The organism is Paraburkholderia sp. BR13439, assembly GCF_040948805.1.
Lineage (GTDB): Bacteria > Pseudomonadota > Gammaproteobacteria > Burkholderiales > Burkholderiaceae > Paraburkholderia > Paraburkholderia youngii.
The window spans coordinates 278,506-292,334 of the sequence record NZ_JBFPKN010000004.1; the positions used below are offsets into that span (position 1 = coordinate 278,506).

Here is a 13,829-nt window from a genome sequence, read left to right on the forward strand (position 1 = left end):
TTATATTCCTTTTTGCTTCCCGCGACGTTGACGCGGCTTGCCCATCAGCACCGGCTGGAAAACCACCGCGCCGATCAGCGTGCAGAACAACGAAAGCGCGAGCAGCCTCCCCATGCTGGACGTGCCCGGATGGTGCGACAGCCACAGGCTACCAAACGCGGTGGCCGTTGTGGCGGCGCTGAACAGCACCGCATGCGTGAGGCTCGACTGCAACAGGCCGGTCTGGCCGTGGCGCCACGCCATCACGAAGTAGATCTTGAACGCGACACCGACGCCGAGCATCAGCGGCAGCGCGATGATGTTCGCGAAGTTCAGCGGCATCCCGAACACCACGCACAGCTCGAGCGTGACCAACGCGGAGACCAGCAGCGGCACCAGCGTGCGCAGCACGTCGCCGACCCGGCGCAGCGCGATCCACAGCAGCACCGCGATCGACAGCAGCGCATAGACGGCCGCCTGCAAGAACGCCTTGATGATCGTGTTGGCCGAATGGATGATCGAGATCGGTCCGCCGATCGCGCCCGGCTCGGCCTGCTTCACCGCGCGCGCGAAGCGCGCGAGCATCTGGTCGTCGTTCGGATCGACGCCTGGTGGCACCTTCGGTGCGATATCGACGAGCGCGTGGCCGCCCTTGCCGATCCACATCGCGGTGATGCCTGGCGGCAGCGTCTCCTGAGTGATTTCAGTCGGCTGCAGAAGGTTCTCCAGCTGCTTCAATGCGATGCGCAGCGTGTCGGACATCGCGACTTCGGCGCGCTCGCGCGTGGCGGCGTCGGCGGCCGCGAGCTTTTGCAAGGTCGCCGATAGATGCTGCGCCTCCGCCGCGCCCGCTCCCGGGTGGTCCTCAGCGGCGAGCGACAACTGATTCGCCGCGCGCTTCAAGGCGGCAACGCGCACCGCGTCGGTGGCCTGCGGCGCGGGCTGCTGTTGCAGCGCCGGCAGCAACTGCTGCGCTGCGCTCGCAATCAGCATCATCTTCTGCTGCTGCTCGGCCGGCACGAAGGTGCTCAGCGTGTTGACGCGGCCCACTTCCGGCAGCTTGCGCAGTCGCTCGGCCATCGCATCGGCGTCGGCAAGCGACGGCGCCAGCGCCTGCACGTTGTTGACCGCGGCTTCGGGCGAATCCTTCAGCGACAGCAACGTCGCCATCGACTCCGTATGCGGGTCCTTCAGATGCAGCGGATTGAAGTCGAAACGCAGGTGCGCGAGCAGCGGCGCCGCGCCGATCACGACGATCAGCGTGCCGATCAGCACGGGCTTGCGATTGCGATCGAGGAAGTCGTCGACGGGTTCTAGCTGCTTGAAACCCGGCGAGGCGACTTCACCCGGCGGATTGAAGAGCTTCAGCAGCGCCGGCAGCAGCGTCATGTTGGTGAAGTACGCGACGAACATGCCGACGCCCGCAATCTGCCCAAGCTCCGACACGCCGCGATACGCGGTCGGCAGGAACGAGAAGAAGCTCAGCGCGACTGCCACGGCCGCGAGCGTGAGCGGCACGCCGATGCTGTGCGCGGTGTGCATCAGCGCGGCCGATAGCCGGTCGTCGCGGTTGCGCTCCTCGCGATACTTGACGCCGAACTGCACGCCGAAATCGACGCCGAGCCCGACGAACAGCACCATGAACGCGACCGAAATCATGTTCAGTGCGCCGACCATCAACAGGCCGAGCGCGGCCGTGATCGCGAGGCCGACGAACAGCGTGATGAACACGGCCGCGATCATGCGGCCCGAGCGCAGCGCGAGCCACAGAATGATCAGCACGACGATGAAAGTGCCGATGCCGTTCAGCACGGCGCCGTCCTGCACCGACGCGAACTCCTCGTCGGCGAGCGGCTGTTCGCCGGTCAGGCGGATCGTCGCGCCGTAGCGCTCCTGCAGATGCAGCGACACCGCGGTCGCGCGAATTGCTCTCGATGCGCTTGCGCCCGGCTCCAGCGCATCGTAGTTGACGACCGGCTGCACGACCACGAACGAACGCGCCGGATCGGTGGCGGCGCTCCTATCGACGAGCGCGCGCCATGAGAACGCGGCGGGCTGGCCGGCCAGCACGCAATCGAGCGTGTTCGCGCTTTGCGCAAGCAGCCGGCTCATATCGGAGAGTTTGACCTGGCCGAGTTGCAGCGGCAGCAGCAAGCTCGTGGTCAGCGTGCCGGCGAGACCGGTCAGGCTCGGATCATGCGCAAGCTGATTGACGAGCGGGCGCGACTGCACGAGTTGCGAGGTGGTGGACATCACCTCGTCGGTGGACGGAAACAGCAGGCCGTTGTGTTCGAAGAACGGGCCCCCGGAAGGCTGCGAGACCGACGTGAACTCTTTAGGATCGGCTCTGAGCGCGGCGGTCAGCGCGTTGGCGGCGGCGTCGGCGAATTCGGGGGCGCGCGCCTCGACCACCACCAGCATGGTGTTGCCGCGGTCGGGGAAGGCTGCGTCGATCGCATTCTGGGCTGCCGCCCATTGCTTGTTGGTCTCGACGAGACGGCTGATGTCCGTGTTGATCCTGAAGTTATGCGCGACGTATATGCCGCTCAGGACAGCGAGCACGATCGACAGCGCGATGATCCTGAGCGGATGACGCACCGAGTACGCGACGAGACGGACGATGTATGGCTTCAGCATGTAGGCGGACGTGGCCTTATCACGGGTGTTGTTTTTGACGAAGGTGCATAAGTATACAGAGCCCGGGCAAGCAAGCCCGACTTCGGTAGCAAGTACGACTCCTGACAGCTTCGCCAGGATGGGAACGTAATCCCCGCTATACTGGTCTACCTTCTTTAGCCGCGGGGCTGCGGCCCGCCGGCGCTACTTCTTTCGAGTCATGACAAGCGTATGAAACGACATCTGACTGCTTTTGTGGCTGCGGCCGTGGTATCCACGGCGGCGTTTGCGCAGAGCGCACCCGACGCGGTGGTAAAAAGTGCAGTCCAGGGCACGGTGACTGCAATGAAGGCTGACCCGCAGGCGCGCGGTGGCGACATGGCGAAGATCACCCAGGTCGTCCAGACGCACTTCCTGCCCGCCACCGACTTCCAGCGCACCACGCGTATCGCGGTCGGCAAGCCGTGGGCGACCGCGACGCCGGAACAGCAGAAACAACTGTACGAGCAGTTTACGCTGCTGCTGACGCGTACCTACGCCGCGTCGCTATCGCAATTGCGCGACCAGGAAGTGAAGTTCCAGTTTGCGCCGGTCAGCGCGCCCGCCGGCGCGACCGACATCGTCGTGCAATCACACGTGATCAGCACCGGCGGCGACGATGCAATCGACTACCGGCTCACCAAGGGGCCGTCGGGCTGGAAGATCTACGACATCAACATGATGGGCGCGTGGCTGATCCAGGTGTATCAGACGCAGTTCGCCGATCAGATCGCCAAAGGCGGCATCGACGGGCTGATCAAATTCCTGACCGAACATAATGCGCGCGGCGCATAAGCGGGTCGGTCGGCAGAAGCGTTAACCGGTAAAAGAAAAGCGCGGTGGCCTTGATTGGCCACTGCGCTTTTTTCATGCTTGATAGGAGGCGCCCGGGCGCCTGCTGTGCAACGCGTCAGTGCGTGGCCGTCGCGGTCTCCACCTTCTTGCCCTTGCCGGCGCGCGTGATTTCTTCGAGCTTGATCTCGACGTGACGCGAGAACACGTACTCGGCGGGACGCTGCTTATCCAGCGGGATGTCCTGCGCGAACGCGCCCGTGGTCTTCGGACCGCGCATGCTGACCTTCAGCGCCTTCAGCGGATGCGCGACCGTGTCCATCACGGCCGTCGCTTCGAAGCCGCAGTGGACCATACAGTCGGCGCACTTCTCGTAGTTGCCGGTGCCGTACTTGTCCCAGTCCGTGGTTTCCATCAGTTCCTTGAAGGTCTTCACGTAGCCTTCGCCGACCAGATAGCACGGCTTTTGCCAGCCGAACACGGTACGCGCCGGGTTGCCCCACGGCGTGCATTCGTAGGTCTGGTTGCCCGCGAGGAAATCGAGGAACATCGCCGACTGGCTGAACGACCAGTTCTTGCCGTTGTTGCCGCGCTTGAAGATCTCGCGGAACAACTGCTTGGTCTTGTCGCGATTCAGGAAGTGCTGCTGATCGGGCGCGCGCTCATACGCATAACCCGGCGACACCGTGATGCCGTCGACGCCCATCGGGCCCAGCGTGTCGAAGAACTTCGCCACACGCTCCGGCTCCGCGTCGTTAAACAGCGTGCAGTTGATGTTCACGCGGAAGCCGCGGCGTTTCGCTTCGCGGATCGCGGCGACGGCCTTCTCGTACACCCCTTCCTGCGACACCGAGTGATCGTGCGCTTCCTTGTCGCCGTCGAGGTGAACCGACCACACGAAGTACGGATTCGGCTCGTAGTCGTCCATCTTCTTTTCCATTAGCAGCGCGTTCGTGCACAGGTACACGAACTTCTTGCGCGCCATGATGCCCTTGACGATCTGCGGCATTTCCTTGTGCAGCAGCGGCTCGCCACCGGCGATCGAGACGACCGGCGCGCCGCATTCGTCGACTGCCTGAAGGCATTCTTCGAGCGACAGACGCTGGTTCAGGATCGGATCCGGATAGTCGATCTTGCCGCAGCCATTGCAGGCGAGATTGCAGCGAAACAGCGGCTCCAGCATCAGGGCGAGCGGGTAGCGTTTGTTGCCGGAGAGATGCTGGCGCATGATGTATGCGCCGACGCGGACTTTCTGTAGCAGCGGAATAGACAAGGCGTCCTCCTTAAACTTCGCGTGCAGCGAGAGGTTGCATCAGCTTCGATGGCAACTTGAATTCGACTTTTTCTTCACGGCCCGCCATCGTCGTGACATCGACGGGTCCTAATGCGCGCAGCGCATCGATTACGTTTTCGACCATTTCTTCGGGTGCCGACGCGCCGGCCGTGATGCCGACCGTGTGCACGTTGGCGAACCATTCCGGCTTCACTTCGGAGCCGTCGGCGACGAGGTAGCTCGCCACGCCGCTCTCACTGCCGATTTCGCGCAGCCGGTTCGAGTTCGAGCTGTTGGTTGCGCCGACCACCAGCAGCACATCGACCTCCTTGCTCAGCTCGCGCACCGCCGCCTGGCGGTTCTGCGTTGCATAACAGATGTCGCGCGTGTCGGGACCGACGATGTCGGTAAAGCGGTGCAGCAGCGCGTCGATGATGCCGCGCGTGTCGTCGACCGACAGCGTGGTTTGCGTCACGTAGGCGAGCGGCGTGTCGACCGGCAACTCGAGTTTCGCGACTTCTGCCTCGCTCTGCACCAGCAGCACCGTGCCGGGAATCTGGCCGATCGTGCCTTCCACTTCGGGATGGCCGGCGTGGCCGATCAGGATCAGCGTGCGGCCGGCGGCCACGTACTGGCGACCCTGCACATGCACCTTGGTCACGAGCGGGCAGGTGGCGTCGAGCACGTCGAGGCCGCGCGCTTCGGCATCACGTTCGACGGTTTGCGCAACCCCATGCGCGCTGAATATCGCGACAGCACCTTGCGGCACTTCATCGAGTTCCTCGACGAAACGCGCGCCCTTCTGGCGCAGATTGTCGACCACATGACGGTTATGGACAATCTCGTGACGGACGTACACGGGAGCGCCGTGTTGCTGTAACGCACGATCGACGATTTCGATTGCGCGGACAACGCCCGCACAAAAGCCGCGCGGCTGGGCAAGGATGACTCGCATAAGTTGGCGAACTCCGACTAACGCGGGTTTCGAAGAAGTCGTGAAGCTGACTTTATCGCCGCGCTCATCATGATTAGTTGACGTCTTGAGCCCCGGCGACCGGCCGGTACAGCAAAACCAAACGCGCATTCTAACGCTATCGGGGCTGCTTTGCTTTCTGGTGCGGCCCGCGTGTTGGGCGCTTGCCGCATCCGCTGGGCCTTGCGGAGGAGCGGGGCTACGGAGCGTTACAACGATGTAAGGAGCCAGCGCCAGATCGCCCCGTTATGCGCCCCGCCATGACCGCACACTGCACCGTCACCGCGGAACCCTTAAACTACCGATCCTTGCTGCGCGGACATCGCGCTGTATTACAGAATGGTTTCGAGGCTCGCTGGATGGACGTCGATCAACACGAAAACTTTCCGATCGCGAGCGTGTTGCTGCCGAAGGCGCTACGCGCGCCTGTCGGTATTATCTATCAGGTCGTGCGCACCGCGGCCGATATCTCCGCCGAAGGTCAGTGGAACGCCGCCGAGCGGCACGCCCGTCTGGCCGATTTCCGCGCCGGTCTCGACGCGATCGCGCAACGGCGCGCCGCGCCCGTGCATGCGCTGCTGTTCGGCAAGCTCGCTGGCGTGATCGCGCAATACGAGCTGCCGCTCGAACCGTTCTACGATCTGCTCGACGGCTGCGCGCAGGACATCGATACGAATCGCTATCCGGATCGCGCCGCGCTCGTCGACTATTGCCGCCGTTCGGCGCATCCGATCGGGCATGTGCTGCTGCATCTGGTCGGCGCGGCGACGCCGGACAATCTCGCCGACGCCGACGCGATCTGCACGGCGTCGCAGCTGATCAGCTTCTGGCTCGACGTCGCCGCCGACTGGCAACGACAGCACGTGTACCTGCCGCAAGCCGATCTGCGGCGCTTCGGCGTGACCGAGGCGCAGATTGCCGAGGGGGTCGTCGATGACGCGTGGCGCGCGCTGATGGCCCACGAAATCGCGTTCGTGCGTGCCACGCTGATCAGCGGCGCGCCGCTCGCGCTGCGCATGCCGGGGCGGCTCGGCATCGAGCTGAGCGGCGCGGTGCATGCCGGACTGCGGTATCTCGAGCGCATCGAGCGCGCGGACTACGAGGTGTTCCGCAAGCGCCCGGTGCTCAATATGTTCGACTGGTGCGTGGTGGCGGCACGCACCCTGACAATGCAACTATCCAGGCGCGTCGGCATGGCGGCGCGCTCAATCGAGGGTAATGCTTAATGGCGGCGGTCCTGTTCATTCTTTCGTGTGTTTCCCTGCTGATCTGGTGCGTGCTGCTGTTCGCGCGCGGCGGCTTCTGGCGCGCGCGCCCCGCCGCGCCGCTGACCATCGCGGCGCGCGAAGCATGGCCGGCCGTCGCGGCCGTCGTACCGGCGCGCAATGAAGTCGACGTGATCGCCGAGGCGGTGACGTCGCTGCTCAAGCAGGACTATCCGGGCGCGTTCCACGTGATCGTCGTCGACGATCACAGCACCGACGGCACCGCCGACGCCGCGCGTGCCGCCGCGCTGCAGCTGCAATGTCCGGAGCGCCTCACCGTGCTGAGCGCTAAGCCGTTGCCGCCGGGCTGGTCCGGCAAGGTGTGGGCGCAGTCACAGGGCATCGAGGCGGCGCGCACGCTCGATCTGCCGGCCGAGTTCCTGTTGCTGACCGATGCCGACATCGGCCACCCCGCCGAGGCGTTGACGCAGCTCGTCGCGCGCGCGAATGCCGAAAAGCGCGACCTCGTCTCGCTGATGGTCAGGCTGCGCTGCGATTCGTTCTGGGAAAAAGCGCTGATTCCGGCCTTCGTGTTCTTCTTCGCGAAGCTGTATCCGTTCGCGTGGGTCAACAATCCGCGCAACCGTACGGCGGCCGCGGCGGGCGGCTGCATGCTGGTGCGCCGCGCGGCGCTCGAGGAGGCGGGCGGCATCGAGTCGATCCGTGGCGAACTGATCGACGATTGCAGTCTCGCCGCGCGCATCAAGCATCGCGGCACCGGGCGTCATCCGATCCGCCTCGACGTGGCGGCGAAGAGCGTGTCGCTGCGTCCGTACGATAGCTGGCGCGACATCTGGAACATGATCGCCCGCACCGCGTTCACGCAGTTGCGCTACTCGCCGCTGCTGCTCGCGGGCACGCTGGTGGGAATGGCGCTCATCTATCTGTTGCCGCCGCTCGCGGCGTTGATTCTCGGGCCGCTCGGCTGGCCGGCCTGGATCGCGTGGGCGGCGATGTGCTGCGCGTATGCGCCGATGCTGGTTTACTACCGGCGCTCGCCGCTGTGGGCGTCGTTTCTGCCGCTCGTGGCACTGTTCTATGTCGGCGCAACGTTCGCGTCGGCGGTGCGTTACTGGCGTGGCAAGGGTGGACAGTGGAAGGCGCGCGTGCAGGCGCCGATGCAGGAGCGGTGAATTCGTTTGGCGCAGGCCAATGATGCTCCCGGCAGAATGCAGACGTAAAAAAAGCGGCCCCAGGCCGCTTTTTTTACGTCACGCGCTTCTCGTCACGCGTTCGTCAGCATCATGTACATCTGGATCACGACGTCCGGCGAGAACGTGAACGGCACCCAGCCGTGGCCGGTGTGGCGCATCACGAGCAAACGGTCGCCGCTCGACTGCTTCTGCACGGCCATCATCGGATTCTTCGTCGACACGAATTGCCAGCCCGGCGGGATGCCCTGCGGCTGCTCCGGCGTCATCGACGCGCGCGCGTTCGACAGTTCCTCGATCAGCCGGCTGATCTGCTCGGGGCGCAGCGCGACGGTCTGGTTGCCGATCGTCATCGTGATTTCGTCACGCGCCGGGCGGTTGATTTCGAGCGTCGGCCGCAATTGCGGGGCGGCCGGCTTATCGATCGCTTCGGCGTTTGCTGCGGCGTTTGCTGCGGGGCTCGCGGGCTGTTCCGCTGCCGCTTGCGCCGCTGTGTCGTGCGCGGCATGCTCCGCCGCCGCGGGCGAGGCCGCCGCGTCAGCGTTTGTCTCGGGAGTGTTCTCGGCCTGCGTGGCCACGACAGCCTGAATGAGCTGATCGACGCCCATTTCCAGCGCGCCGAGCTGTTCGTGAAGATTCATGCGAGGTTTCTCAGGTAGGACCCGCGATTTTACCCGCTGCACGCGGGCTTGGACCCGTCGCCGGCGCGGGACTTGTAACAAATTGCTTACCGCTGTCGCTTACCGCTTCAGATACCCCGTCTGCCGGAACCATTCGAGCGCATCGCCGAGACCCTCGCGATAAGGCCGCGCGCGATACCCCAGCTCGCGTTCCGCCTTCGCCGACGTGAAATACATCTTGTTCTTCGACATCTTCAGTCCGTCGACGGTGACGAACGGTTCGCGCTTCGTGAACTTGGCGACCGCTTCCGCGCCCATCGCGAGCGGATACAAGGGCCAGCGCGGCAGGCTCAGCGTCGGTGCCTTGCGGCCCGTCAACGCCGCGATGTCGGCGAGCATCTGCTGCAGCGGCAGATTTTCGCCGCCGAGAATATAGCGCTCGCCGATCTTGCCGCGTTCGAGCGCGAGGAAGTGGCCGGCGGCGACATCGTCGACGTGCACGAGGTTCAGCCCGGTATCGACGAATGCGGGAATCTTGCCGAGCGCCGCCTCCAGGATGATGCGGCCGGTCGGCGTCGGCTTCACGTCGCGCGGGCCGATCGGCGTCGACGGATTGACGATTACCGCGGGCAGGCCGTCCTCGGCGATCATGCGCTCGACCGCGCGCTCGGCGAGCACCTTGCTGCGCTTGTAGACGCCGATCGCCTGGTCGGCGCGAAGCGGCGCGGTTTCGTCGGCGGACTGGCCGGAGCTCGTCACCTTCAGCGTCGCAACGCTGCTCGTGTACACGATGCGTTCCACGCCTTCCTTCAACGCCGCGCGCATCGTCGCCTCGGTGCCTGCGAGGTTCGCGCGCTCGATCTCGCCGGGGTCCGGCGCCCACAGCCGATAATCGGCGGCCACGTGCAGCAGATAGCGCACGCCGCGCAGCGCGTTGCGCATCGATGCTTCGTCGCGCATGTCGCCGACGACGATTTCCGCATCGAGCGATTCGACGTTCTTGCGCGGACTCGTCGCGCGCACCAGCACGCGCACACGAAAGCCTTTGCTCTGCGCAATGCGCGCCACCGACGAGCCCACGAAGCCGGACGCGCCGGTCACGAGCACGAGATCGCGATTCTGTTCGGTCATTGTGTTTCCATTTCCTGCGTGACGGTCGACGGATTGTACGTGGCGTACGCGAGGGATGGGGGCGGGGGTTGTCGAGCACGCTCGCCGCGACACGACTAGAATGCCGGCTTGAAAGACTGTCAGGCATTAAAAGGAGGTAGCGGCATGGCCCCGGATCTGGATGAGCGGATCGAAACGTATTACGCGCGGGTGCGCGGCACCGTGCAGGGCGTTGGCTTTCGCCTGGCGACGGTGCGCCAGGCGCACGCCCTTGGCATCAAGGGATGGGTCGCGAATCTCGACGACGGTTCGGTCGAAGCGATGTTGCAGGGACCGGCCAATCAGATCGACCGGATGCTGTCGTGGCTGCGTCACGGACCGCCGGCGGCGCGCGTGACCGAGGTGAGCGGCGAGGAGCGCGCAACCGACAAGCGGTACGAGCGCTTCGAGCAGCATTGAGTTCGAGCTGGCGAGTTAAAAAAGCGGCGCGCCGTCCAGAGGAGGGCGCGCCGCTTTTTCGTTGATGCCTTTATCGGCCGCGGTTCACCGCGTGCTCAGCGCTTAGCGCGCCACCAGCAAACTCTCCGCGAATCCCCACTCATCCTCGATCCATTGATGGCTGCACACGAAGCCGGCGTCATCGGCGATCGCGGGCAATTCGTCCGCGCGATACTTGTGGCTGCTTTCGGTCCAGATCGTCTCGCCTTCCTTCAGCGACACCGTTAGCTTTGCGGCGCGCACGTGAGCGGTTACATCGCGCTTCGCGCGCAGATGCATCTCGATGCTGCGCGCGTCCGGATTGAAGCGCGCGACGTGCTCGAACTCATCGAGCGGAAAGTCGCCGTCGAGTTCGCGGTTGATGCGCGCGAGCAGGTTCAGATTGAACGACGCGGTCACGCCGACCGCGTCGTCGTACGCGGCGATCAGTACCGGCGTCGGTTTGATCAGATCGGTGCCGAGCAGCAGCGCGTCGCCGGGCGCGAGCATGTTGCGGATGTCGCGCAGAAAACGCGTTGCCGCGAGCCGGCCGAAGTTGCCGATCGTGCTGCCGAGAAACAGCACCAGCAAGCGGTCGCCGGGCGCGCGCTGCCGGCTCACCTCAGCGAGACCGGCCAGATAGTCACGCTCATAGCCGACGATCGAAATCCGCTCGATGTCGCCGAGTTCGCGCCGGCACAACTGCAAAGCACTGCGCGATATTTCAATCGGGCAGTAAGAAGTAGGGCGCTTTTTACACAGCGCCTCGAGAATGCGCCGCGTTTTGCGGCCGCTGCCGCTGCCGAGTTCGGCGACCGTCACGTCATGCGGCAAATGCTCGACGATGTCGGCCGCGTGCTTCGTGAGCAGCCGTTCTTCGGCGCGCGTGACGCCGTATTCGGGCAATACGGTAATCACTTCAAAAAGTGCGGAGCCGACTTCGTCGTACAGATACTTCGACGGCAGCTCTTTTTGCGGCGTGTGGGTGAGGCCGGCGTGAACGGCGGCGGCGAAGGCGCGGCGCAGTTCGGAAGGGGAGTTGCTAAGCGATAGGGCTGGCTGGGTCATGCTGGCTCCAGTAGTCACATTCGATGAGCGGGATTGCTGCCGGGTGGTGGCATGCGCGGTGAAACGCGGTTGACGCGTGCCGTGGGCGAGATGCGCGGACGTCGGTTCATGGCGGCCTCCAAGACTACGCTCGGAGTTGCATTCGCCGACCCGGCTCGTGGGTGCTGCTGGTTTCGTGCCACTGTGGCCGTCGTTGTCGTGGGTGATGCGGCCACAGCGTGCAAAACTGGGTAGCAAGATTCGCGCACGGCGCTGACGAACTAAATGGGTTCGTCGGCCGCGCGCATGAAGTTATGTTCTAGTGCATTGACGCGCAATGCGCACGACTAATTGCAGCCGATTGACGAAAAAGCGCAGGCCCATCGTCGACTAACCCGTCTAGAATGCCCGTTTTCCGGCTTTTTTGCAGAGCCGCTTCAGAGCAACAATGCAGCGTCGGCCGCTTTGCCCGCATGCCTGCCTGCTCACGAGACATCATATTCATGACGACAACGAACGCCGCGAGCCCGGGTCGCGCGCCACAAGCCCAAGCGTCACACCGATTCCGGACCGCGTAATGACTCACAACGACTTCAGGCGCGGGATCGCATTGTCGGTCGGTGCGTCGGCGATGTTCGCATTGCTGTCCGCTTACGCGACGCTGCTGAAACCGCTTTCGGGCCTCGACATCTTCGCGTGGCGCATCGTGTGGACCGTGCCCGGCGCGCTGCTGCTCGTCGCGGTGCGCAAGCGTCTGCCGATTCTGCGCGCGCTGGTTGTCCGAATGATGAAGCAGCCGAAGCTCGGCATCGCGATGAGCGTGACCGCGGGCTTGCTCGGCGTGCAGCTCTGGCTGTTTCTGTGGGCGCCGCTGCATGGGCGCATGCTCGAAGTGTCGCTCGGTTATTTCCTGCTGCCGCTCGTGATGGTGCTGGTCGGGCGCTTCCACTATCACGAGCGGCTCGACGCGTTGCAGTGGCTCGCGGTCGCCTGCGCTGCGGTTGGCGTCGCGCACGAGCTGTGGGTGACCGGCGCGTTTTCGTGGCCGACGCTCGTCGTCGCGCTCGGCTATCCGCCTTATTTCATGCTGCGCCGTCAGATCAATCAGGATTCGCTCGCGATGTTCACCGTCGAAATGGCCTTGCTGATGCCGGTGGCGATCGTGTTCATTCTCGTCGGCGGTTCGCTGCAAGCGATCGCCGGACGCGCGGAAATGTGGTTTCTGCTATTGCCGGGCCTCGGCGCGTTGAGCACGCTCGCGCTCGCTTCGTATCTGAAGGCGAGCCGCCTGCTGCCGGTCGCGTTGTTCGGCATCCTCGGCTACGTCGAGCCGGTGCTGCTCGTGTGCGTATCGATCACGCTGCTGCGCGAAACGCTGAGCGTCGCGCAACTCGCGACCTATGTGCCGATCTGGATCGCCGTTGCGCTGACCGCGCTGCACAGCGTGCGCTTCGTGCGGTTTGCGTAGAGCTGAACGGCGGCGCCCGCTCAGCGATGCGCTTCGGTGCGCTGTGGATTGATGCGCGTCGGGCCTACCTGCGCCTCGATCGCGTCGCGAAGTTCGGGACGCCAGCCGACACCGAACAGCGCTTCGGCGAGCACGAATAGCGGGCCGATCAAAAGGCCGATCACATCGTCGACGAAGGCCGGCTTGCGATGCTCGTACGCGAGGTGACCGACGAACTGGAACACCCAGCCGATCACGAAGAGGCCAATGCCGGTCGCGAGCCACACGAGCGTCGTTTGCGCGGCGATCCACTCGCCGAATCCGACACAAAGCGCCGAGATGCAGGCCATCAGCACGCCGAGCGGCACGTCGAGCGCGAGGTAATAGACGGTCGCCGCCACGAACAACAGCCACGCTGGCGACAACGTGATCGGGAACATCCCGGCACCGAACGACGGACGGCTCAGCAACACCGCGAGCGCGAGCACGATCATCGGGATGCCGACGAAGTGCGTGGCGATATTGCGCCGGTCGCGGTGGTAGGCCGCGTATTGCGTGAGTTGCTGCGTCAGTGGTCTCATCAGTGCCGCTCCTGTGTCAACGTCAGCATAATCGCGCGCAGCGGATTTTCAAACCATCGGGTAGCCGGCGATCAGCGACGATCGCCCGCGGATGCTGTCCATGGTTTGTGCGGTGCTCGCCGAGCGCGTTTAACGCGCGCCCGGGTGACCGACGCGACGTTTCAAGGCGCCGATCGTCGCGGCGGGCAACGTGGTGAGCAGCGTGTGCAACGTGAAGTCGAGGTCTTCGCGCGCGATGTCGAGTTGCACGCGGACTTCTCCGCGCACGGTTTCCGTGTTGATGACATAGACGCCGAGCGGCGAATGAAGCAGTGCGCGCAGGTGGGGGCGCGGCAGCGTCACGAGTAGAAGCGAGCGCGCCGACGGAAACGGAATGACGTTGCTGTGTTGAACCTGCTTGCTGGCAGGTTGCGCAGAGAGCGTGTCGAGCGATTGCGTGAGAGCCATGTGATGCGGCGT

At 64.5% G+C, this 13,829-nt stretch carries 13 protein-coding genes; 5 read left to right on the forward strand and 8 right to left on the reverse strand.

Annotation, left to right across the window (positions count from 1 at the left end; all coding sequences use genetic code 11):
* On the reverse strand, positions 1–2,616 hold the full coding sequence (locus AB3X96_RS10535) for an MMPL family transporter (RefSeq protein ID WP_368589654.1): 2,616 nt from the start codon (positions 2,614–2,616) through the stop codon (positions 1–3).
* A gap of 210 nt (positions 2,617–2,826) precedes the next feature.
* On the opposite strand from AB3X96_RS10535, the gene AB3X96_RS10540 reads away from it, so the two are divergent.
* Positions 2,827–3,429: a phospholipid-binding protein MlaC gene (locus AB3X96_RS10540; protein ID WP_176107066.1), complete on the forward strand. Its 603-nt coding sequence runs from the start codon at positions 2,827–2,829 to the stop codon at positions 3,427–3,429.
* A gap of 115 nt (positions 3,430–3,544) precedes the next feature.
* Here AB3X96_RS10540 and hpnH read toward each other — a convergent pair whose 3' ends face one another.
* Positions 3,545–4,699, reverse strand: a complete 1,155-nt coding sequence (gene hpnH / locus AB3X96_RS10545) for an adenosyl-hopene transferase HpnH (protein WP_176107065.1) — start codon at positions 4,697–4,699, stop codon at positions 3,545–3,547.
* Between the two features lie 10 nt (positions 4,700–4,709).
* The gene (gene ispH, locus AB3X96_RS10550) at positions 4,710–5,654 is read right to left on the reverse strand and encodes a 4-hydroxy-3-methylbut-2-enyl diphosphate reductase (protein WP_368589655.1); all 945 of its coding nucleotides are present in this window, start codon (positions 5,652–5,654) and stop codon (positions 4,710–4,712) included.
* Positions 5,655–6,031: 377 nt separating this feature from the next.
* Between ispH and hpnC the strand changes: the two genes are divergently transcribed.
* Together hpnC and AB3X96_RS10560 are read left to right on the forward strand one after the other, a co-directional pair.
* Entirely contained in the window at positions 6,032–6,898 is an 867-nt protein-coding gene (gene hpnC, locus AB3X96_RS10555) for a squalene synthase HpnC (RefSeq protein ID WP_368589656.1), read from the forward strand.
* Entirely contained in the window at positions 6,898–8,070 is a 1,173-nt protein-coding gene (locus tag AB3X96_RS10560; protein WP_368589657.1) for a glycosyltransferase, read from the forward strand. Before hpnC ends, AB3X96_RS10560 begins: the two co-directional genes overlap by 1 nt.
* Positions 8,071–8,162: 92 nt before the next feature.
* Here the strand turns inward: AB3X96_RS10560 and AB3X96_RS10565 are convergent, their stop codons facing one another.
* Together AB3X96_RS10565 and hpnA are read right to left on the reverse strand one after the other, a co-directional pair.
* Positions 8,163–8,729 (reverse strand): hypothetical protein, encoded by a 567-nt coding sequence (locus AB3X96_RS10565; protein ID WP_368589658.1) that lies wholly within the window; start codon positions 8,727–8,729, stop codon positions 8,163–8,165.
* Between the two features lie 99 nt (positions 8,730–8,828).
* On the reverse strand, positions 8,829–9,839 hold the full coding sequence (hpnA, locus tag AB3X96_RS10570; protein WP_368589659.1) for a hopanoid-associated sugar epimerase: 1,011 nt from the start codon (positions 9,837–9,839) through the stop codon (positions 8,829–8,831).
* Positions 9,840–9,983: 144 nt separating this feature from the next.
* Here hpnA and AB3X96_RS10575 point away from each other — a divergent pair, with 144 nt between their 5' ends.
* Positions 9,984–10,277: an acylphosphatase gene (locus AB3X96_RS10575; RefSeq protein ID WP_013092809.1), complete on the forward strand. Its 294-nt coding sequence runs from the start codon at positions 9,984–9,986 to the stop codon at positions 10,275–10,277.
* A gap of 102 nt (positions 10,278–10,379) precedes the next feature.
* Here the strand turns inward: AB3X96_RS10575 and egtD are convergent, their stop codons facing one another.
* Positions 10,380–11,363 carry an L-histidine N(alpha)-methyltransferase gene (gene egtD / locus AB3X96_RS10580; protein ID WP_368589660.1) on the reverse strand — a complete coding sequence of 328 codons (984 nt, stop codon included), beginning with the start codon at positions 11,361–11,363 and terminating at the stop codon, positions 10,380–10,382.
* Between the two features lie 556 nt (positions 11,364–11,919).
* Here egtD and rarD point away from each other — a divergent pair.
* A complete protein-coding gene (gene rarD, locus AB3X96_RS10585) occupies positions 11,920–12,810 on the forward strand; it encodes an EamA family transporter RarD (RefSeq protein WP_368589661.1) in 891 nt (296 codons plus the stop codon).
* A gap of 20 nt (positions 12,811–12,830) precedes the next feature.
* Here rarD and AB3X96_RS10590 read toward each other — a convergent pair whose 3' ends face one another.
* On the reverse strand, positions 12,831–13,370 hold the full coding sequence (locus AB3X96_RS10590) for a DUF962 domain-containing protein (protein WP_368589662.1): 540 nt from the start codon (positions 13,368–13,370) through the stop codon (positions 12,831–12,833).
* Positions 13,371–13,499: 129 nt separating this feature from the next.
* Positions 13,500–13,817: a hypothetical protein gene (locus AB3X96_RS10595; protein WP_368589663.1), complete on the reverse strand. Its 318-nt coding sequence runs from the start codon at positions 13,815–13,817 to the stop codon at positions 13,500–13,502.
* Between the last annotated feature and the right edge of the window lie 12 nt (positions 13,818–13,829).

Coding starts and splice junctions, on each gene's coding strand:
- AB3X96_RS10535 (WP_368589654.1), bottom strand. CDS start 2,616: ATGCTGAAGCCATACATCGTCCGTCTCGTCGCGTACTCGGTGCGTCAT.
- AB3X96_RS10540 (WP_176107066.1), top strand. CDS start 2,827: ATGAAACGACATCTGACTGCTTTTGTGGCTGCGGCCGTGGTATCCACG.
- ispH (WP_368589655.1), bottom strand. CDS start 5,654: ATGCGAGTCATCCTTGCCCAGCCGCGCGGCTTTTGTGCGGGCGTTGTC.
- hpnC (WP_368589656.1), top strand. CDS start 6,032: ATGGACGTCGATCAACACGAAAACTTTCCGATCGCGAGCGTGTTGCTG.
- AB3X96_RS10560 (WP_368589657.1), top strand. CDS start 6,898: ATGGCGGCGGTCCTGTTCATTCTTTCGTGTGTTTCCCTGCTGATCTGG.
- AB3X96_RS10565 (WP_368589658.1), bottom strand. CDS start 8,729: ATGAATCTTCACGAACAGCTCGGCGCGCTGGAAATGGGCGTCGATCAG.
- hpnA (WP_368589659.1), bottom strand. CDS start 9,839: ATGACCGAACAGAATCGCGATCTCGTGCTCGTGACCGGCGCGTCCGGC.
- AB3X96_RS10575 (WP_013092809.1), top strand. CDS start 9,984: ATGGCCCCGGATCTGGATGAGCGGATCGAAACGTATTACGCGCGGGTG.
- egtD (WP_368589660.1), bottom strand. CDS start 11,363: ATGACCCAGCCAGCCCTATCGCTTAGCAACTCCCCTTCCGAACTGCGC.
- rarD (WP_368589661.1), top strand. CDS start 11,920: ATGACTCACAACGACTTCAGGCGCGGGATCGCATTGTCGGTCGGTGCG.
- AB3X96_RS10590 (WP_368589662.1), bottom strand. CDS start 13,370: ATGAGACCACTGACGCAGCAACTCACGCAATACGCGGCCTACCACCGC.
- AB3X96_RS10595 (WP_368589663.1), bottom strand. CDS start 13,817: ATGGCTCTCACGCAATCGCTCGACACGCTCTCTGCGCAACCTGCCAGC.